Here is a 20,297-nt window from a genome sequence, read left to right as displayed (position 1 = left end):
TACAAATAATGGAAAATACTTCAGTAAATAAAGAACCCTCAATTATTGTAGGGGGATTTGTTCTGGGTGGTGCTATGATAGGTGCGGGTATGTTTAGCCTGCCAACAATAATGTCTGGTGCTTGGTTTATAAACTCACTATTTATATTGTTTATTGTTTGTTTCTTTATGTTCCACTCAGGGATATATATTCTTGAATGTATTTCTAAATATGGTGCAGGAACAAATTACTTTGATATATCCAAAGAGTTATTACCGAAGTGGGCTTGTTATATTGCCAATGCTTCATTGATCTTTGTATTATATATATTGATCTATGCTTATATCTCTGCGGCGGGTTCTATTATCTATGAAGCATCACTGTTATATGGTATTAACTTTAATCTGAGAGCTATATTTTTTATTTTTACGATAGCCCTTGGTGCTACAATATGGTGGGGTGGCGCTTGTGCTAGTCGTTTAACCTCAATTTTCTTATTCATTAAGATAGTATTATTTGTATTAGCTTTTTCGGGTTTGTTTTTTAAAGCAAAAGGTGATTTATTATTTAGTGCAACTTTTGCAGGGAAAAGCCAATTATATCTTTATCCTTTTATTTTTATTATCATTCCTTATGCCATTACCTCTTTTGGATATCATGGTAATGTTTGTAGTCTTTATAAGCTTTATAATCAAAACGAAAGAAAAGTAGTTAAGAGTTGTATCATTGGTTGCTTGTTAGCATTAGTCATCTATTTACTTTGGATGATTGGCACTATGGGTAATTTACCGAGAGAACAATTTATTACTATTATCCAAAAAGGCGGTAACTTAGATGCCTTTATTGATTCACTCTATACGGTATTAAATAGTAAATATATTGAAGGATTTTTATTATGGTTCTCTATTAGTGCTGTTTTTTGCTCTTTTTTAGGTGTCGCGATAGGCCTTTTTGATTATATTTTAGCGTCATTAAAATTTAAAGATAATAAAACAGGGCGATTGAAATCAGGTGTGCTTTGTTTTACACCTCCATTGCTATTATGTCTATTTTTCCCTAATGGTTTCTTAATTGCTATTGCGTATGCAGGCACTGCTGCTTGTGTATGGGCCATTATTTGTCCGGCAGTAATGGCGCTGAAAGCACGACAGAAGTTTCCTAACTCAGGCTTTAAAGTATGGGGTGGTAAAAAGCTGATTTATGCAGTTATTGCTTTTGGTATTGTTGGTATTATTTGTCAATCGCTTGCCCAATTTAATTTACTGCCTATTTATCGTTAAATAAGAACGCAAATCAGGGAAAACAAAACCAGAGTAGCACCATTGAATATACGTTATAATAAAGTAAAATATTATAAATACGGTATTATTCAATAGGTTGTCGATGATGGATAAAAAAAAGCTACATATTGCTGCGGGTGTTATTTGTGATAACCACAATAATGTCTTTATTACCCAGCGCCCTTTGAAATCTCATATGGGAGGATTTTGGGAGTTTCCAGGTGGAAAATTAGAAGATAACGAGACACCAGAACAAGCACTATTACGTGAATTACAAGAAGAAATTGGTATTGATGTTACGCAATGTACCCTTCTTGATACAGTAGCGCATGATTTTCCAGATAGGCATATTACTTTGTCATTTTTCTTGGTAACAGAATGGAAAAATGAGCCTTACGGAAAAGAGGGGCAGTTGTCGCGTTGGACACCTATTGTGTCTTTAAATGCTGATGATTTTCCACCCGCCAATCGCACTATCGTCGCTTTATTACAGAAATAAGCATTTATTTTCTGTTATATAAAAACAGCCACTCATTATGTCGTGGCTGTTTTTTCTAGATTAAAATAATTTAGGCTCTTGTTCTGATGATGGCGTCTCACTCCAATCATCGCTTTCATTGATATCGCCTTGGCTTGGAATTCGTTTTTCTTCATCTGCCCATTCACCTAAATCAATTAACTGGCAGCGCTTGCAACAAAAAGGGCGATAAGGGCTGTTTTCATTCCAAACAACGTTTGTCTGGCATGTTGGACATTTTACAATTAATTCTTCGCTCATTATCTCTCCTGAATTCTATCGGCTATTTTTTTGTTCTATATATTGCTACTAAAATTAATAAATACAATGTTAGCAACAAGCTATCTCAAAAGGTAGCTCTAGAGGTACAGTGCCATTTTCGCTATCAAGAGGGAGAAAACGAACTGCATATCTGTTTTTATGGCCCGAAACTTGAGGGTAAATCTGATGGTCGATAAACACTTTTAATCGCAATAACTCAGCGTCTTCAGCGCTATCTTGGTAAAAACCACGATGGCTAAGTGCTGGCTTAAAGGTATCAGATTGACGAATAAGTGTGAGTAAGCTAGTTAATGCATTTTGTAATGGTTGTAGGCCGATTATCCAGCTTTGCAATTTTTCATCTCTAACAGTTTGAGGCAGACTTAACCATAAATGCAATGCGGGAACATCAAAGCTACAGCATCCACCAGGAATACTCAGACGCTGTTTGACTAAACTAATAATTTTATCTTGTTTTAAATGCTGACCAATACGAGGAGCTTTACTTAATATTGAAGCATTTTGTGAAAGTTCTTCAATTATTTGGCTAACAATATCTTTATCGACATTAGGAAATGAAAGCCATTGTTGTAATTTTTTTTGTCGTTTTTCTAGTTCTTTTAATAGCTCGGCTCGAATTTCGCCACGATCTAATACTTCAATAAATTCTGAAATAGCACGGAAAAAAGACATCGCAGAAGGCAGAGTATCAATAATATGGTAGCTATTAATCTGTGTTAATGAATTTTCGATTCTAAGCCATGAACGCATTTTTTCATTAAGAGGGTGTTCAAAGATGATTGTTGTGATGTCATCACTCATGGCAGTTGTCCTGTAACGCTTGGTGAGCTAATTCTAAGTAATGCTGATGAAGCTGTTTAATCACATCAGTAATATTCTGATTATTATCATGATTATCAATAATGTCATCAGCAGCGGCTAATCGTTCTTGCCTGCTGGCTTGTGCCGTTAAAATATTAAGTACATGTTCACGGCTCACGTTGTCACGTTGCATTGTACGTGTGATCTGTTCTTCTTCAGTCACATCAACAACTAAAACGCGATCTGCTAGGTGAGTCAGTTTATTTTCAATAAGTAACGGAACCACCCAAATAAAATAGGGTGCTTTGATTTGTTGGATCTGTCTTTGTGTCTCTTGCTGTATTAGAGGGTGAAGAAGCTGGTTTAACCATGCTTTTTCCTCTTTATGTTTAAAAATAATATCCCTTAATAGTGCACGATTTAATGTGCCATCGGGGAGTAGGATTGTTTCCCCAAAATGTTGGTGTATTGCTGTTAATCCGGGTGAGTGGGGTTCTACCACTAATCTGGCAATGATATCTGCATCAACAAGAGGAACACCCAGAGAGGCAAATCCATTGGCAATGGTGGTTTTCCCGCTACCAATTCCCCCTGTAAGAGCAACCGTATAAGTCATTCTAATTATCTATTTTTGATTAATGAAAATTTACTAGTCGTGGTGTTATTCTAAAGCTTAATTTTGTTTTTATCACAAGATAATACCCGCAATATTTGGGTTTTATTCGGTTATTGTGATGTGTAATTTTCTGCTACCCTGAAATTGTACCTCATGAAGGATAACAGAACTATCCACAATCAATAAGTCGAGATAAAAAGTTATAATATTGTTAAATGCTAATAAGCATTGTGTTTATCTTATAATATCACCTAATTGTAGTATAGGAAGGTACATTGCAATAATTAGAGTGCCAACAATAAGAGCAATAACTGTCATTAATATAGGTTCTAGCCAAGAATTTAGTGTATTTAGATGTTCTTCAAATTGATGATTAAACCACTCATTTAATTTTTGACAAAAAAAGAGTAGTTGCCCTGAATTTTCTGCTGAAATAATAAATTGATGACAAATTGGAGGGAAAAGTGGTTCATGCTTCATAAATGAACTTAATGATTTTCCTTGCGTAACGTGTTCTATCATTTGAGAAAGTGCATGTTGATAAAGTGGATGGGTAAGTTGTTCGGTAATAAAGTTTAAACCTTTTAATAATGGAAGCCCAGCTTGTTGTGTGATCGTCAATATTTGAAAAATAAGCTGTAGTTGATGGTACTTCAATAACATACCTATATAGGGAGTACGAAGAAGCAACTGTTGTTCTGCCAGATAAAATGAAAAAAAATAAACGCGTACACAGTAATAAATTATTATTAGAGAAATAAGTAAGCTGATAATAATTAAGCTATTGTTAATAATCCATTGAGATATAGTAATAAGCAGAGATGTGATTAAGGGTAAATCAGTATTAAAAGAGTTATATAATGATTGATATTCAGGAAGGACATAAAGTAGCAGTATTGTAGAGGTTGTAATTAATACAAAGACTAAAAAAATGGGATATTTCAAAGCTTTTTTTATTTTATTGATAAGTACTTTTTGGCTTTTTAATTGAGAGGCTTGTGATGCTATAATTTCGTCTAGTGTTCCACTCTCTTCAGCAATATAAATAAAATAAGTTAATGAAGGAGGAAAGTAAAAAGGGTAAAGAGAAAGCTGTTTTGAAAAGGTACTACCTTGGGCTAGATTATAAGTAATCTCATCTAATACACATTGCCAATGAAGATAGCGACACTCATTTTTTAGTAATGTTAATGCCGGTAATAGTGCTAAACCAGAATGTATTAATAAAGAGAGTTGTTCTAGTAGTTGAATACGATATTGGCTATCGCTTTCTTTTAATAAAATAGCTTTATATAACCTAATTTTTAATGGTGTTTTTTGCTGTTGCATCATTTTAATAAACGCATCATGTTTAGATGTGGCTATGAGTTTTCCTGAGCAGTATTCTCCTTGGTAAGTGAAAGCATCATATTGGTAGATATATTGTAGTTTCATTCAATATCTCCCACAACTTGATAAACTTCCTCTAACGAAGTTATGCCTTGTTTTATTAATTCAATACCAGAACTGAATAATGCAAAAGGTGACGGTAATTTTTGTTTTGCTAATTCAAGACAATCATAAATAGCCGTTCTGCCGATATAACCTGAAAAACAGTATTGGCAACCATTAGCTTGCCAATGAGGCAAACAGATTACTTTATCTCTTAAGTGAACGGTTTGTTTATCTGGCAACCGAGTTTTGCAATGTTGGCATAAGCAGCGAACCAATCGCTGCGAAATAATTAAATTTACGCAACTGTAGATCAAGTCTTCAGCAATACCTAAGTTATGTAACCTCATTAGTGTGGAACGAGTAGAATTAGTATGAAGTGTAGATAATACCAAATGTCCTGTTTGCGCTGCTTTAATTGCAATTTCAGCAGTGTGTTGATCTCTTATTTCTCCCACCATTATCACATCGGGATCTTGGCGTAATAATGCACGTAATATTGTCGCAAAAGTAATGCCTGCTTTTTCGCTAATTTGAGTCTGATTGATGCCATCAAGCGGTAATTCAATGGGATCTTCTACGCTATTTATATTGTGGTTGTCTTTATTTAAATATTGAAGACAACTATATAGTGTCAGTGTTTTTCCACTTCCTGTTGGACCTGTGACTAAAATCATTCCTTGTGGTGAGGTGAGATATTTTTTTAATAAAATTAAATGAACTGGCTGAAAACCTAATTTATTTAGCTCGGGTTGTTGTAAATTATTTATTAATCGTAAAACGGCTTTTTCTCCATAAAGTGTAGGTAATGTTGCAATACGTATGGAATAAGATTTTTCATCATAAAACCAATTAAATTGTCCATCTTGTGGTAATCGCTTTTCTGCAATATTTAAATCAGCGAGTATTTTTAAACGGGTAATTATTTCACTAGAACAGTTATTTGATGGTGATGGAAATAGATATAAATGATTATCTATTCTTGCGCGTATTCTAAACCCCTTACTTTGAGGTTCAAAATGTAAATCTGAAACACGTTGTGAAATACTTTTTTGTAATATTTGTTCAATAAATTCTGTTGCAGTATGGGCTGTATTCATTAATCACTCCTATTGGCTTGGTGCTGATGCTTTAAATAAAAAACTGTAACTGTATTTTTATTTCGGTATAAAAATAAGTAATAAAGAAGGTATTAATATGATTTGAGTATTTCAGTACACTGTTTTTGTAATATTTCATTGTTTGAAGTGCAGGTTGTTTTCCATTCTGCTAAGTAGTGAGTATTTGTTTTCTCCGGTGCTATAACAATAGTTAGTCCTTTAAGTTGAGCATTTCCTTTGGCGTTAATGACACCATTAACGACAGTGATATTATCAATATAACGACTGCGAAACTGTTTAGGCATAAAAGGGGAGTCTGATTGACAAGTGTTGTAGTGACCCATTTCATATTGACATAGTTCTACAGCTGAACGATAAGGTGAGATTGTTTGTAAGACATCTGTTAATGCTGCTTTTTGTATATATCCTTGATAGGCGGGAATAGCAACAGAGCTTAGAATTGAAATTATTGCGATGACAATCATCAGCTCCATTAACGTAAAACCGACCTCAGATGAGTGATAACGGAGTGAGTGATAGTTTGGTGAGTTCATATTCTGTTCCTTCGTAATAAGTCGGTTTCAGAAGTATGAAAAAAAAGTGTTTTATTGACGAATAGATAAGTATTGCTTTGCGTAAAATATCGCAAAGAAAAAGGTGTGATACAGAATTAGCTATTATTATTGAGAGGAAATTCGCATTTATTGATGAATGTTAGCCAGAAAAATCATCAATACTTAGCTAAGTAAACATCAATCAAGAGGATAAATGTGGAAATTAAACAAGGTTGGTTAGTCGGAGTAAGGCATGTCCCATCACCAAACCATGATAAAAGACCCGACGGCGAGACTCCATCTTTACTTATCGTTCATAATATTAGTTTACCTCCTGGTGAGTTTGGAGGACCTTATATCGACCAATTATTTACCAATACACTTGTTGAAACTGAACACCCTTTCTTTAGTGAGATTAGTGAGTTAAGAGTTTCTGCCCATTGCCTTATTCGACGAAATGGGGAAATTGTGCAATATGTTTCTTTTACTGATAGAGCGTGGCATGCGGGTATTTCTTTATATAAAGGAAGAGAGAAATGTAATGATTTTTCTATTGGTATAGAGCTTGAAGGAACAGACAGTTGTGATTTTACTTCGTTGCAATATCAGAAGCTCGCTAGGCTGACTTGTGCACTTATCTCACTTTATCCAGAGATAAAAGAGAATATTACAGGGCATAGTGATGTTGCTCCTAATAGAAAGACAGATCCGGGACCTCATTTTGACTGGGTCTATTATCGGACGTTATTAGAAAAATAATGGTCTTATTTTGAATGCAAAGTCATTTAGATTGAATTTATATTCTAAATACTAATGCTGTTACGCTTCAGCTTGACTTAATATGTGTTTAAAAAACGTTAAAAAGTATTAATTTCATTGTTTTTATATTATGCGATCTGGTTATCAATTTTGATGAACTTTTAAAATAATTTGTTAAATTTTGCAGGTTTTTATGATTTCGCTCAACAACTGTATGGACAGTTAGTGAATACTTTGTTACTTTATTACTCGTTACATTGAATTGGTATTACCAATTGACAACTCAATAACTAAGGTAATAGTTATCCAATAATGGCTTCTAGCAATATGGCTTATACTAAAATCCGCCAACCTAAGCTTTCTGATGTGATAGAACAACGTCTTGAGCATCTTATTTTAGAAGGTACCCTGCGCCCAGGAGAAAAACTCCTGCCTGAGCGTGAGCTGGCAAAACAATTTGATGTATCTCGCCCTTCTTTGCGTGAAGCAATTCAAAAGTTAGAAGCAAAAGGTTTTTTACTGCGCCGTCAAGGCGGTGGGACTTTTGTTCAACTTAACCTTTGGCAAAGCTTTAGTGATCCTCTTGCCCAGTTACTCAGCGGACATCCCGAATCTCAATTCGATCTATTAGAAACCCGTCATGCCCTTGAAGGCATTGCTGCTTATTATGCAGCACTACGTGGGACTGATGAAGATCTTGCTCGCATTAAAGCAAGTCATGATTTGATTATTCAAGCCCATGAAAGGGGCGATTTAACTGCTGAATCTGAAGCTGTATTGCAATACCAATTAATTGTTACGGAAGCTGCTCATAACGTCGTTTTACTTCATTTATTACGTTGTATGGTACCCATGCTTGAGCAGAATATCCGCCAGAATTTTGAATTTCTTTATACCCGTAAAGAGATGTTAATTGCTGTAAGTGAGCATCGTACACAGATTTATCAGGCGATTATGAATAGAGAACCAGAAGCTGCACGTGAAGCATCACATCGCCATCTGGCCTTTATTGAGGATGTTTTGTTGGATATGAGTCGTGAACACACTCGTCGTGAGCGCTCTTTGCGCCGGCTCCAACAACACCCTGATTTATTTTAGTAGGACAGATCCTGACCGCTGAGTCTGTACTACCTATCTCCCTGCTATTTTTCAGGGGTAGCGGTAATAACAGCAGGGTCTATCTTCCCGTCGTATCCCATAGGTATAACGGGAAGATAGACTCCCATAAAACCATTAGAAACAGATAACAGATAAGGAATACACCATGTCAGATATGCTGAAAAATGACGTGGATCCGATTGAAACTCGCGATTGGTTACAAGCGATTGATTCGGTCATCCGTGAAGAAGGTGTTGAGCGTGCGCAGTTCCTGATTGATCAGGTATTAAAACAAGCCCGTAATGGCGGACTTAATATTGCTTTAGGTGGCTCTGCTCACAGCGATTATATCAATACTATTCCTGTTGAAGATGAACCCGCTTACCCTGGCAATCTGGAGCTAGAGCGTCGTATCCGTTCTGCTATTCGCTGGAATGCGGTAATGATGGTTCTGCGTGCATCTAAAAAAGATTTAGAGCTCGGCGGACACATGGCATCATTCCAGTCTTCTGCTACTTTATATGAAGTCTGCTTTAACCACTTCTTCCGTGCTCAAAATGAAACTGATGGCGGCGATTTGGTTTACTTCCAAGGTCACATTTCCCCAGGGATTTATGCTCGTGCATTCTTAGAAGGCCGTTTAACTGAAGAGCAGTTAAATAATTTCCGTCAAGAGATTGGTGGTAAAGGTTTATCTTCTTACCCACATCCTAAATTGATGCCAGAATTTTGGCAGTTCCCAACCGTTTCTATGGGTCTGGGACCGCTATCTGCTATTTATCAGGCTAAATTCCTGAAATATCTAAATCATCGTGGCTTGAAGAACACAACTGCACAAACTGTGTATGCGTTCTTAGGTGATGGTGAAATGGACGAACCGGAATCTAAAGGTGCAATCACCATCGCAGTACGCGAAAAATTAGATAACCTGTGTTTCGTTGTTAACTGTAACTTACAGCGTCTTGATGGCCCAGTTACAGGTAACGGTAAAATTGTTAATGAACTAGAAGGTATCTTCGCAGGTGCTGGCTGGAATGTGATTAAAGTGATGTGGGGCGACCGTTGGGACGAACTGCTACGCAAAGACACTTCAGGCAAGCTTGTTCAGTTAATGAACGAAACGCTGGATGGTGACTACCAAACATTTAAATCACGTGACGGTGCTTACGTTCGTGAACATTTCTTCAATCGTTACCCAGAAACCGCTGCATTAGTTAAAGATATGACTGATGATGAGATTTGGGCATTAAATCGTGGTGGTCACGATCCGAAGAAAGTTTTTGCTGCATTCCAGAAAGCAAAAGAGACTCAAGGCAAACCAACCGTTATTTTAGCTCAAACCATCAAAGGTTATGGTATGGGTGAAACGGCGGAAGGTAAAAATATTGCTCACCAAGTGAAAAAAATGAACATGGATGGCGTTCACCATTTCCGTGATCGTTTCAACATTCCTGTTGCAGATGAGCAAATCAAAGACCTGCCTTATATCACTTTCGATAAAGATTCTGAAGAACATAAATACCTGCATGCTCGTCGTCAGGATTTAGGTGGCTATCTGCCTGCTCGTCGTCCTCGTTTTGAAGAAAAACTGGATATCCCTACACTGGAAGATTTCAGCCAGTTACTGGAAGAGCAATCTAAAGAGATCTCTACGACTATTGCATTCGTTCGTGCACTGAACGTAATGTTAAAAAATAAATCAATTAAAGATCGTTTAGTACCAATCATCGCGGATGAAGCGCGTACTTTTGGTATGGAAGGTCTGTTCCGTCAAATCGGTATCTATAGCCCGAATGGCCAACAATATACGCCTCAAGACCGTGAGCAAGTTGCTTACTATAAAGAAGACGTTAAAGGTCAAATTCTGCAAGAAGGTATCAATGAACTGGGTGCTGGCGCATCTTGGTTAGCGGCTGCAACATCTTACAGCACTAACAATCTGCCAATGATCCCATTCTATATCTACTACTCAATGTTTGGTTTCCAACGTATTGGCGACCTATGCTGGGCAGCAGGTGACCAACAAGCACGCGGTTTCTTAGTGGGCGGTACTTCTGGTCGTACAACACTAAACGGTGAAGGTCTACAGCACGAAGATGGTCATAGCCATATTCAATCACTGACTATTCCTAACTGTATCTCTTATGATCCAGCATTCGCTTATGAAGTTGCTGTTATCATGCAAAATGGTTTAGAACGTATGTATGGTGATAAACAAGAAAACGTTTATTACTACATCACAACGCTGAACGAAAACTACCATATGCCAGCAATGCCAGCAGGCGTTGAAGAAGGTATCCGTAAAGGTATCTACAAACTGGAATCACTGGAAGGCGCGAAAGGTAAAGTACAGTTACTGGGTTCAGGTTCTATTCTGCGCCATGTACGTGAAGCTGCACAAATCCTGTCTGCTGAATACGGTATTGGTTCTGATGTTTATAGCGTAACCTCATTCACTGAATTGGCTCGTGATGGCCAAGATTGTGAACGTTGGAATATGCTGCATCCATCTGAAACGCCACGTGTGCCTTACATCGCTCAAGTGATGAATGATGCACCAGCGGTTGCTTCTACTGACTATATGAAACTGTTTGCAGAACAAGTTCGTACTTATGTTCCTGCTGATGACTACCGCGTATTAGGTACAGATGGTTTCGGTCGTTCTGATAGCCGTGAAAACCTGCGTCACCACTTCGAAGTTGATACTTCTTATGTGATTGTTGCTGCATTAGGTGAATTAGCTAAACGTGGTGAGATTGATGTGAAGATTGTTGAAGAAGCAATCAATAAATACAACATCAACCCTGAGAAAGTAAACCCACGTCTGGCGTAAGAGGTAAAGTTAATGTCTATTGAAATTAAAGTCCCTGATATCGGTGCTGATGAAGTTGAAGTTACCGAAGTGATGGTGAAAGTGGGCGACCGTATTGAGGAAGAGCAATCCTTAATCACTGTAGAAGGCGATAAAGCTTCTATGGAAGTCCCATCACCACAAGCAGGTGTGGTTAAAGAGATTAAAATTGCCGTAGGCGATAAAGTCCAGACGGGTTCTCTTATCATGATTTTTGATGCAGAAGATTCAGCACAAGCTGTACCTGCTCAAGCAGCAGCACCTGCGCCAGCAGCGGCTCCTGCGGCGGCGGCATTAAAAGAAGTACATGTACCCGATATTGGTGGCGACGAAGTTGAAGTTACCGAAGTGATGGTAAAAGTAGGCGACAGCGTTGCTGAAGAACAATCACTGATTACGGTAGAAGGCGATAAAGCTTCTATGGAAGTCCCAGCACCGTTTGCTGGTGTGGTTAAAGAAATTAAAATCGCAACAGGTGATAAAGTGAACACGGGTTCTCTTATCATGGTATTTGAAGTTGCGGGTGCAGCAGCACCTGCGCCTTCAGCAGCGGCTCCTGCTCCTGCGGCATCTGCACCAGCAGCGTCTGCTGTAAAAGAAGTCAATGTACCTGATATCGGTGGCGATGAAGTTGAAGTGACTGAAGTGATGGTAAAAGTAGGTGATACCATCTCTGAAGAACAATCACTGATCACTGTAGAAGGTGACAAAGCTTCTATGGAAGTGCCTGCACCATTTGCCGGTGTAGTTAAAGAGATCAAAATTGCCGTGGGCGATAAAGTGAAAACTGGCTCACTGATTATGACCTTTGAAGTTGCCGGTGCAGCACCTGTTGCTCAAGCAGCCCCAGCACCAGTAGCCGCGCCAGCTGCGTCTACTCCTGCACCTGCAAAAGCAGCAGCACCAGCCGCGAAAGAAGAATTCGTTGAAAATGATGCTTATGTGCATGCAACACCTGTTATTCGCCGCTTAGCACGTGAATTCGGTGTTAACCTTGCGAAAGTAAAAGGCACGGGTCGTAAAGGTCGTATTCTGCGTGAAGATGTTCAGTCTTACGTGAAAGAATTAATTAAACGTGCTGAATCTGCGCCAGCAAATACAGGTGGTGGATTACCAGGTATGTTGCCTTGGCCGAAAATTGACTTCAGCAAGTTTGGTGAAATTGAAGAAGTTGAATTAAGCCGTATCCAGAAAATCTCTGGTGCTAACTTAAGCCGTAACTGGGTAATGATCCCTCACGTTAATCTGTTCGATGAAGCAGATATCACTGAGGTTGAAGAATTCCGTAAACAGCAAAATAAAGAAGCAGAGAAGAAAAAACTGGATGTTAAGATCACGCCGTTAGTCTTTGTGATGAAAGCAGCTGCAAAAGCATTGGCAGATATGCCACGCTTTAATAGCTCTATCTCTGAAGATGGGCAGAAACTGATCCTGAAAAAATACATCAATATCGGTATTGCTGTAGATACACCAAATGGTTTAGTTGTTCCTGTTTTCAAAGATGTTAACAAAAAAGGCATTATCGAACTGTCTTATGAGTTAGCCGAAGTTTCTAAGAAAGCACGTGCAGGTAAATTAACGGCTGCTGATATGCAAGGCGGATGTTTCACCATTTCTAGCCTTGGTGGTATCGGTACAACCGGTTTTGCACCTATCGTAAACGCACCAGAAGTTGCGATTATGGGGCTGTCTCGTTCTTCTATGAAACCAGTATGGAACGGTAAAGAATTCGTACCACGCTTGATTTTACCAATGTCATTATCTTTCGATCACCGTGTGATTGATGGCGCTGATGGTGCTCGATTCATCACTCTGATTAATCAGTACATGAGTGATTTACGTCGTTTGGTAATGTAATCATTAAAACCGGTGCTTAGCGCCGGTTTCTCTGATTGCAGTGATGGATTTTACAGTCATACATCGTATGTTGTGAGATCCATCATGTTAGAGCGCTTTTCAGTTTATTAACATTTCTGTAAACTGCATGCGGTATGTAAGTCTCGGTGTTAAATATGGATTATCGTCTGACTCGCCGGACAAATAAATAATGAGGTCACGATGAGTACTGAAATTAAAGCACAGGTAGTGGTTCTCGGTGCAGGTCCTGCGGGTTATTCCGCGGCGTTCCGTTGCGCTGACTTAGGTTTAGATACAGTTTTAGTAGAACGTCACTCTACACTGGGTGGTGTTTGTCTGAACGTGGGTTGTATCCCTTCTAAAGCGTTACTCCACGTTGCTAAAGTTATCGAAGAAGCGAAAGCATTATCTGAACACGGTGTTGTTTTTGGTGCACCAAAAACAGATATCGATAAAATTCGTATCTGGAAAGACAAAGTTATTTCTCAGTTAACGGGTGGCTTAGCGGGTATGGCCAAAGGCCGTAAAGTTACTGTTGTTAACGGTGAAGCGAAATTTACAGGTTCTCATACTTTATCTGTTGCTGGTGCTGAAGGCTCAACAACAATTACGTTTGAAAATGCTATCGTTGCTGCAGGCTCTCGTCCTATCGAATTACCATTTATTCCACATGAAGACCCACGCGTTTGGGATTCAACAGATGCACTGGAACTGAAAAATGTACCAGAGCGTTTACTGGTCATGGGTGGTGGTATCATCGGTCTGGAAATGGGTACTGTTTACCATGCTCTGGGTTCTCAGATTGATGTGGTTGAAATGTTTGATCAGGTCATTCCAGCAGCTGATAAAGATGTGGTGAAAGTATTTACCAAACGTATCAGCAAGAAATTTAACCTGATGCTAGAAACCAAAGTGACTGCGGTTGAAGCAAAAGAAGATGGCATTTATGTCACGATGGAAGGCAAAAAAGCACCAGCAGAACCACAACGTTATGATGCTGTTTTAGTTGCTATCGGTCGTGTACCTAACGGTAAACTGTTAGATGCGGGTCAAGCGGGTATTGAAGTTGATGATCGCGGCTTTATCCATGTTGATAAACAAATGCGCACAAATGTACCTCACATCTTTGCTATCGGTGACATTGTTGGTCAACCAATGCTGGCACACAAAGGTGTTCATGAAGGTCACGTTGCAGCAGAAGTTATCTCTGGCAAAAAACATTACTTCGATCCTAAAGTTATTCCATCTATCGCTTATACTGAACCAGAAGTTGCATGGGTTGGTATGACAGAGAAAGAAGCAAAAGAGAAAGGTGTAAGCTATGAAGTTGCCTCTTTCCCATGGGCGGCATCTGGCCGTGCTATCGCTTCAGATTGCGCTGATGGTATGACTAAACTGATTTTTGACAAAGAATCCAACCGTGTTATCGGTGGTGCAATTGTCGGTTCTAACGGTGGCGAATTGTTAGGTGAAATCGGTCTGGCTATCGAAATGGGTTGTGATGCTGAAGATATCGCATTAACTATCCACGCTCACCCAACGCTGTATGAATCAATCGGTATGGCTGCGGAAGTATTTGAAGGTAGCATCACTGACCTGCCAAATCCAAAAGCGAAAAAGAAAAAATAAACTGACTTTATAACTAAAGTAGTTTGAAAATAAGGGCTGAGTTCTTGATGGAACTTAGCTCTTTTTTATTCATTCAAATAAGATGAAATGGTTTTTAGCTATATATGCTTAACAGTCATATTATCGGAATATTAGAAGTTGTACTTAGGCGCTGATTCTCCTATTTTAAATTAACTTTTTAGCTTTGGATGATATCTATGATGCGCAAACGATCTTTTTTCGGTTTTTTTCTATTGTTGTTTACGATGGTATTTTCTTTAGGTTCTTTAGCTAATCCTTCTCATGGAAATGGAAATGGAAATGGAAATGGCAAAGGTCATCAAAAAACATCAAATTACCAAAGTGATAACGATATATCTTTTAATAAAGACAATGGTTTTTCATCTGAAATAAAAATTAACAGAAATGGTATTGTTTCTGTCTCTTTAACCTACAATGAGGCAAGAGCATTAGCAGTAAGAAATAATGTTATTGGTTATCAATCATTACCACCAGGAATTGCTAAAAATCTTGTTCGAGGAAAGCCTCTTCCGCCTGGAATTATGAAAAAAGCCATTCCACAAAATATGTTAAATCAATTACCTTATTATCAAGGATATGAGTGGAAGATTGTAGGAAATGATCTGGTTTTGGTAGCAATAGGAACATCTATAATCGCTGCTGTTCTTAATCATGTATTTGATTAGTTTAAAGTAATATTTTTATTCTTTAAGATAATTTATTATAAAGGTGTTTTTATTTTCTTTATTAAATATACCTAATCTATTTTTTCTAAAATTAAATGTTCTATTTTTTATCGATTTAAATAGATGTTTTTTAATTGTATATATTGCCATTGCTATCTATATAAAAGGTGTGTTTTCATCATACACTAATACAATTATTGGTATTTTTGCGAGTATAAGCATAATTTTTATCATAAATCGTATATTTCTATTCATTTTCATAGATTCTTTATAGTATTTTATCTAAAAAATTGGGTAAAAATACGTCTTATACATTTTGTTTAAGTGATTTAATCTGAATAAGTAGATATTTGAATCTTATTAATGTTACTTTTATGTGAACGAATTAACATCGTGTTGAAGATTTGCTATGCTGATAGCCCTTAGCTGGGCATAATTTCACAACCTCTTAAGTTTTATGCGAGCAAAAGATCCTCTGACCTGGCATCCAAATAGATAGGGTGCAGACAGCCGGGTATACAAAATGACAAAGAAGCGAGGAGAAAGTCGTGCTAGAAGAATACCGTAAGCACGTAGCAGAGCGTGCAGCTGAAGGTGTCGTTCCAAAACCTCTCGATGCCACACAAACAGCAGCACTTGTTGAGCTATTAAAAAATCCCCCTAAAGGTGAAGAAGCGTTCCTTCTAGACCTTATTGTTAACCGCGTTCCCCCTGGTGTTGATGAAGCTGCTTATGTTAAAGCAGGTTTTTTAACAGCCCTTGCTAAAGGCGAAACCTCATCACCACTTATCTCTCCAGAAAAAGCCGTTGAATTATTAGGTACAATGCAAGGCGGCTATAATATTCATGCTTTAATTGAATCTCTGGATGATGAAAAACTGGCGCCTATCGCGGCTAAAGCGCTTTCTCATACTTTATTAATGTTCGATAACTTTTATGATGTCGAAGAGAAAGCCAAAGCAGGTAATACCTACGCTAAACAAATTATGCAATCTTGGGCTGATGCGCAATGGTTTACAGAGCGTCCCAAATTAGCAGAAAAAATTACTGTTACCGTATTTAAAGTAACAGGTGAAACTAACACGGATGACTTATCACCAGCACCAGATGCTTGGTCACGACCTGATATTCCATTACATGCATTAGCAATGCTAAAAAATGCGCGTGAAGGTATCGAACCTGACCAACCGGGTAATGTAGGGCCAATCAAACAAATTGAAGCGTTAAACAAAAAAGGCTTCCCTCTGGCTTATGTCGGTGATGTTGTTGGTACTGGTTCTTCACGTAAGTCCGCAACTAACTCAGTGCTGTGGTTTATGGGGGATGATATTCCTTACGTTCCTAATAAACGCGGTGGTGGTGTTGTGCTAGGTGGCAAAATTGCCCCTATCTTCTTTAATACAATGGAAGATGCAGGTGCATTACCTATCGAGGTTGATGTTTCTAAATTAAATATGGGTGATGTGATTGATATTTATCCATACAAAGGTGAAATTCGTGATCATAAAACGAATGAACTATTAGAAACCTTCGAACTGAAAACCCAAGTGTTGGTGGATGAAGTTCGTGCAGGTGGTCGTATTCCACTGATTATTGGTCGTGGTTTAACGTCTAAAGCGCGCGAATCATTAGGTTTGCCAGTAAGTACCCTTTTCCGTCATGCTAAACCTGTAGAAGCAAGTAACCGTGGTTTCTCTTTAGCACAGAAAATGGTAGGTCGAGCTTGTGGGCGCCCTGGTATTCGCCCTGGCGAATATTGTGAGCCAAAAATGACTTCGGTTGGTTCTCAAGATACTACTGGCCCGATGACTCGTGATGAACTAAAAGATCTCGCATGTCTTGGCTTCTCGGCTGATTTAGTTATGCAATCATTTTGTCATACGGCAGCTTATCCAAAACCTGTGGATGTGACTACACATCACACCTTACCTGATTTTATTATGAATCGTGGTGGTGTTTCTCTGCGCCCAGGTGATGGCATTATTCACTCATGGTTGAACCGCATGTTATTACCAGATACCGTGGGTACTGGTGGTGACTCGCATACTCGTTTCCCTATTGGTATCTCATTCCCAGCAGGTTCTGGTTTAGTGGCTTTTGCTGCGGCAACAGGGGTAATGCCATTAGATATGCCAGAGTCTGTTCTGGTGCGCTTTAAAGGCGAAATGCAGCCGGGTGTTACATTACGTGATTTAGTGCATGCTATTCCTTATTACGCGATCCAAGACGGCTTACTGACAGTTGAGAAAAAAGGTAAGAAAAATATTTTCTCAGGGCGTATTTTAGAAATTGAAGGTCTGCCAGAGCTTAAAGTAGAGCAAGCGTTTGAATTAGCTGATGCTTCAGCGGAGCGTTCTGCCGCTGGTTGTACAATTAAGTTAGATAAAGCTCCAATTATTGAATATTTACAATCAAACATAACATTATTGAAATGGATGATTGCTGAAGGCTATGGTGATCGTCGTACTATCGAGCGTCGTATTACTTCAATGGAAAATTGGCTAAACGATCCGCAGTTATTAGAAGCTGATGCAGATGCAGAATATGCGGCAGTTATCGAAATTGATTTAAATGAAATAAAAGAACCAATTTTGTGTGCACCAAATGATCCTGATGATGCGCGTTTATTATCAGAGGTAGCAAATAGCAAAATTGATGAAGTATTTATTGGTTCTTGTATGACCAATATTGGTCACTTCCGTGCTGCGGGTAAGCTATTAGATCAACATAAAGGTCAATTACCAACACGTTTATGGGTGGCTCCACCCACTAAGATGGATGCGGCTCAATTAACGGAAGAGGGCTATTACAGCGTCTTTGGTAAGAGTGGTGCGCGTATTGAAGTACCTGGTTGTTCATTATGTATGGGTAACCAAGCGCGTGTTGCTGACGGTGCAACCGTGGTTTCTACATCAACACGTAACTTCCCTAATCGTTTAGGTACTGGCGCTAACGTGTATTTAGCTTCTGCTGAACTCGCTGCGGTCGCCTCTTTATTAGGTCGTTTACCAGAGCCACAAGAATATCTTGATTTTATGAATAAAGTGGATGAAACCGCTGAAGATACTTATCGCTATCTGAATTTTGATCAACTAGAACAATATACAGAGAAAGCAGACCAAGTTATTTTTCAAACAACGGTGTAATACTTTTATTTATTCGCTTTAAGTGTATTTAATATGAACAAACGGGAGGATAAAACCTCCCGTTTTTTATTATTTTTGTCATAATAAGAATAAGATGTTTTTTATAAAAAAGATAAATTAAGGGGCGTACACCATGGATTATGAATTTCAGCGAGATTTAACAGGTGGTATTTTTGCCCGTTTTTCGATGGATCATGAAGCTATTGGTTATTGGCTTAATGATGAAATTCAGGGTGATATAAGCCAAATAGACCAAATTTTGGAAGAGATGGATGCAGTTAAAGGTAGCGAAAGACAGTGGGAGCTTATCGGAAAAGAATATAGCCTATTTATTGATGATGAAGAAATCATGATAAGAGCTAATACTCTTCATTTTGAGACTGATGAAATGGAAGAAGGTATGAGCTATTACGATAATGAAAGTATCTCATTTTGTGGGTTAGATGATTTTGCTACAATGCTACAAAAATATCGGTTATTTATTCTGGAAAATAGTAAAAATTAACAAATACTATATATTTTCAGAATAAATCTGCCACAATATGCTCTCTATTGCTATTCTTGTTATTACGTTTTTAAGTTTAAAAAGGTGGCCTAATGAATGAATTACCGGGTAGTTTAGATGAAGCAACAGGTTGGTTTGTTGCAAATCAAGACCTCTTTATTCAGTATGCGGTGAATATTATTGCAGCGTTTCTGATCCTATTTGTCGGTTTGTTTGTGGCAAAAATGATTGGGAAAGGTGTTGCTAGAGTCTTAACGTTGCGTCATATCGATGCAACAGTAGTAACATTCTTGTCTGTATTAGTGCGTTATACTGTTGTTGCTTTTACTTTAATTGCAGTATTAGGCCGATTAGGTGTACAAACTGCGTCTGTTATCGCGGTATTAGGTGCGGCTGGTTTAGCGGTTGGTTTAGCTTTACAAGGTTCACTTTCTAACTTTGCAGCGGGCGTGCTTATTGTTATTTTCCGCCCAATTCGGGCTGATGAATATGTCATGATAGGTGCTGTAGAAGGTACGGTTAAAGATGTGCAGATTTTCTCAACCACCTTACGTTCAGCAGATGATCGCATTATTGTTATTCCAAATAGCAAAATTATCAGCAGTGAAGTAATTAATTTAAGCCGTGAGCCTGATCGTCGTACACAAATTATGGTTGGTGTCGCTTATGATGCTGATATTGATACGGTGAAAAAAGTATTGGGCGATGTTGTTGCTAAAGATAAACGTATTCAGCATGACAAAGGTGTGACTATTCGTCTTCATGAAATGGCACCTTCTTCATTAAATTTTGTGGTACGAGTTTGGACTACAAATGGTGATGCATGGCCTGTTTATTGGGATTTAATGGAAGACTTTAAACGTACATTAGATGCTCATAATATCGGTATTCCATTCCCACAAATGGACATCTATATGCATCAGCCACAAAATGCGACGGCTAAAGCAGAATAATCTCACTAAAATAAATGTGATAGAGCCACGTTAATAACGTGGCTTTTTTATATCATAAGATATTAATAGAAGGAGAAAATAAAGCGCTCTAAAAAAGGATTATGGGTTATGGTGGATTTTATTTATTTTTTATTTTCGATATTTAATCATATTAATAGCTATATCATTTTTTTTCTTGTATTGGTATTTATCTGGTATTCAAGCCAAACACCTAAAAAATCCTTACGGATATTATTCTTTTTATTGGCATTAT

The 20,297-nt window shown here is 38.1% G+C and carries 17 protein-coding genes; 11 read left to right on the top strand and 6 right to left on the bottom strand.

Features of this window, described 5'->3' with window-relative positions; translation table 11 throughout:
* Nucleotides 1-8: 8 nt before the first annotated feature.
* Together PH4a_RS02230 and mutT are read left to right on the top strand one after the other, a co-directional pair.
* Nucleotides 9-1,259, top strand: coding sequence for an aromatic amino acid transporter (locus PH4a_RS02230; RefSeq protein ID WP_129037436.1), 1,251 nt, complete (start codon nucleotides 9-11; stop codon nucleotides 1,257-1,259).
* A 106-nt stretch (nucleotides 1,260-1,365) separates the two neighbouring features.
* Nucleotides 1,366-1,758: an 8-oxo-dGTP diphosphatase MutT gene (gene mutT / locus PH4a_RS02225; RefSeq protein WP_164971557.1), complete on the top strand. Its 393-nt coding sequence runs from the start codon at nucleotides 1,366-1,368 to the stop codon at nucleotides 1,756-1,758.
* A 60-nt stretch (nucleotides 1,759-1,818) separates the two neighbouring features.
* Here the strand turns inward: mutT and yacG are convergent, their stop codons facing one another.
* The 6 genes from yacG to ppdD form a co-directional block, all read right to left on the bottom strand.
* Entirely contained in the window at nucleotides 1,819-2,037 is a 219-nt protein-coding gene (gene yacG, locus PH4a_RS02220; protein WP_129037432.1) for a DNA gyrase inhibitor YacG, read from the bottom strand.
* 69 nt (nucleotides 2,038-2,106) lie between these two features.
* Nucleotides 2,107-2,859, bottom strand: a complete 753-nt coding sequence (zapD, locus tag PH4a_RS02215) for a cell division protein ZapD (RefSeq protein ID WP_129037430.1) — start codon at nucleotides 2,857-2,859, stop codon at nucleotides 2,107-2,109.
* Nucleotides 2,852-3,475 (bottom strand): dephospho-CoA kinase, encoded by a 624-nt coding sequence (coaE, locus tag PH4a_RS02210; protein WP_129037429.1) that lies wholly within the window; start codon nucleotides 3,473-3,475, stop codon nucleotides 2,852-2,854. The genes zapD and coaE overlap by 8 nt, the downstream gene beginning before the upstream one ends.
* 234 nt (nucleotides 3,476-3,709) lie before the next feature.
* Nucleotides 3,710-4,909, bottom strand: a complete 1,200-nt coding sequence (locus PH4a_RS02205; protein ID WP_129037427.1) for a type II secretion system F family protein — start codon at nucleotides 4,907-4,909, stop codon at nucleotides 3,710-3,712.
* Nucleotides 4,906-6,006 (bottom strand): ATPase, T2SS/T4P/T4SS family, encoded by a 1,101-nt coding sequence (locus PH4a_RS02200; RefSeq protein WP_129037426.1) that lies wholly within the window; start codon nucleotides 6,004-6,006, stop codon nucleotides 4,906-4,908. Before PH4a_RS02200 ends, PH4a_RS02205 begins: the two co-directional genes overlap by 4 nt.
* A 92-nt stretch (nucleotides 6,007-6,098) precedes the next feature.
* Nucleotides 6,099-6,560: a prepilin peptidase-dependent pilin gene (gene ppdD, locus PH4a_RS02195; RefSeq protein ID WP_129037424.1), complete on the bottom strand. Its 462-nt coding sequence runs from the start codon at nucleotides 6,558-6,560 to the stop codon at nucleotides 6,099-6,101.
* A 216-nt stretch (nucleotides 6,561-6,776) separates the two neighbouring features.
* Between ppdD and ampD the strand changes: the two genes are divergently transcribed.
* The 9 genes from ampD (at nucleotide 6,777) to mscS (ending at nucleotide 20,044) form a co-directional block, all read left to right on the top strand.
* Complete coding sequence (ampD, locus tag PH4a_RS02190) at nucleotides 6,777-7,319, top strand: 1,6-anhydro-N-acetylmuramyl-L-alanine amidase AmpD (RefSeq protein ID WP_129037422.1); 543 nt, start codon at nucleotides 6,777-6,779, stop codon at nucleotides 7,317-7,319.
* A gap of 327 nt (nucleotides 7,320-7,646) precedes the next feature.
* Nucleotides 7,647-8,417 carry a pyruvate dehydrogenase complex transcriptional repressor PdhR gene (pdhR, locus tag PH4a_RS02185; RefSeq protein WP_129041764.1) on the top strand — a complete coding sequence of 257 codons (771 nt, stop codon included), beginning with the start codon at nucleotides 7,647-7,649 and terminating at the stop codon, nucleotides 8,415-8,417.
* Nucleotides 8,418-8,583: 166 nt separating this feature from the next.
* Nucleotides 8,584-11,250, top strand: coding sequence for a pyruvate dehydrogenase (acetyl-transferring), homodimeric type (aceE, locus tag PH4a_RS02180; RefSeq protein WP_064720718.1), 2,667 nt, complete (start codon nucleotides 8,584-8,586; stop codon nucleotides 11,248-11,250).
* A 12-nt stretch (nucleotides 11,251-11,262) separates the two neighbouring features.
* Nucleotides 11,263-13,125, top strand: a complete 1,863-nt coding sequence (aceF, locus tag PH4a_RS02175; RefSeq protein ID WP_129037420.1) for a pyruvate dehydrogenase complex dihydrolipoyllysine-residue acetyltransferase — start codon at nucleotides 11,263-11,265, stop codon at nucleotides 13,123-13,125.
* A gap of 201 nt (nucleotides 13,126-13,326) precedes the next feature.
* Entirely contained in the window at nucleotides 13,327-14,754 is a 1,428-nt protein-coding gene (lpdA, locus tag PH4a_RS02170) for a dihydrolipoyl dehydrogenase (protein WP_064720716.1), read from the top strand.
* Nucleotides 14,755-14,951: 197 nt separating this feature from the next.
* A complete protein-coding gene (locus PH4a_RS02165) occupies nucleotides 14,952-15,440 on the top strand; it encodes an anti-virulence regulator CigR family protein (RefSeq protein WP_129037418.1) in 489 nt (162 codons plus the stop codon).
* 548 nt (nucleotides 15,441-15,988) lie between these two features.
* The gene (acnB, locus tag PH4a_RS02160; protein ID WP_129037416.1) at nucleotides 15,989-18,586 is read left to right on the top strand and encodes a bifunctional aconitate hydratase 2/2-methylisocitrate dehydratase; all 2,598 of its coding nucleotides are present in this window, start codon (nucleotides 15,989-15,991) and stop codon (nucleotides 18,584-18,586) included.
* A 133-nt stretch (nucleotides 18,587-18,719) separates the two neighbouring features.
* Complete coding sequence (locus PH4a_RS02155) at nucleotides 18,720-19,091, top strand: YacL family protein (protein ID WP_064720713.1); 372 nt, start codon at nucleotides 18,720-18,722, stop codon at nucleotides 19,089-19,091.
* Between the two features lie 92 nt (nucleotides 19,092-19,183).
* Nucleotides 19,184-20,044 carry a small-conductance mechanosensitive channel MscS gene (gene mscS / locus PH4a_RS02150; RefSeq protein WP_129037414.1) on the top strand — a complete coding sequence of 287 codons (861 nt, stop codon included), beginning with the start codon at nucleotides 19,184-19,186 and terminating at the stop codon, nucleotides 20,042-20,044.
* The last annotated feature ends 253 nt before the right edge of the window (nucleotides 20,045-20,297 follow it).

Origin of the sequence: Proteus hauseri (genome assembly GCF_004116975.1) — a bacterium.
Lineage (GTDB): Bacteria > Pseudomonadota > Gammaproteobacteria > Enterobacterales > Enterobacteriaceae > Proteus > Proteus hauseri.
Note: the sequence above shows the minus strand (reverse complement) of the source record. Positions and strands in the feature narration are given on the sequence as shown.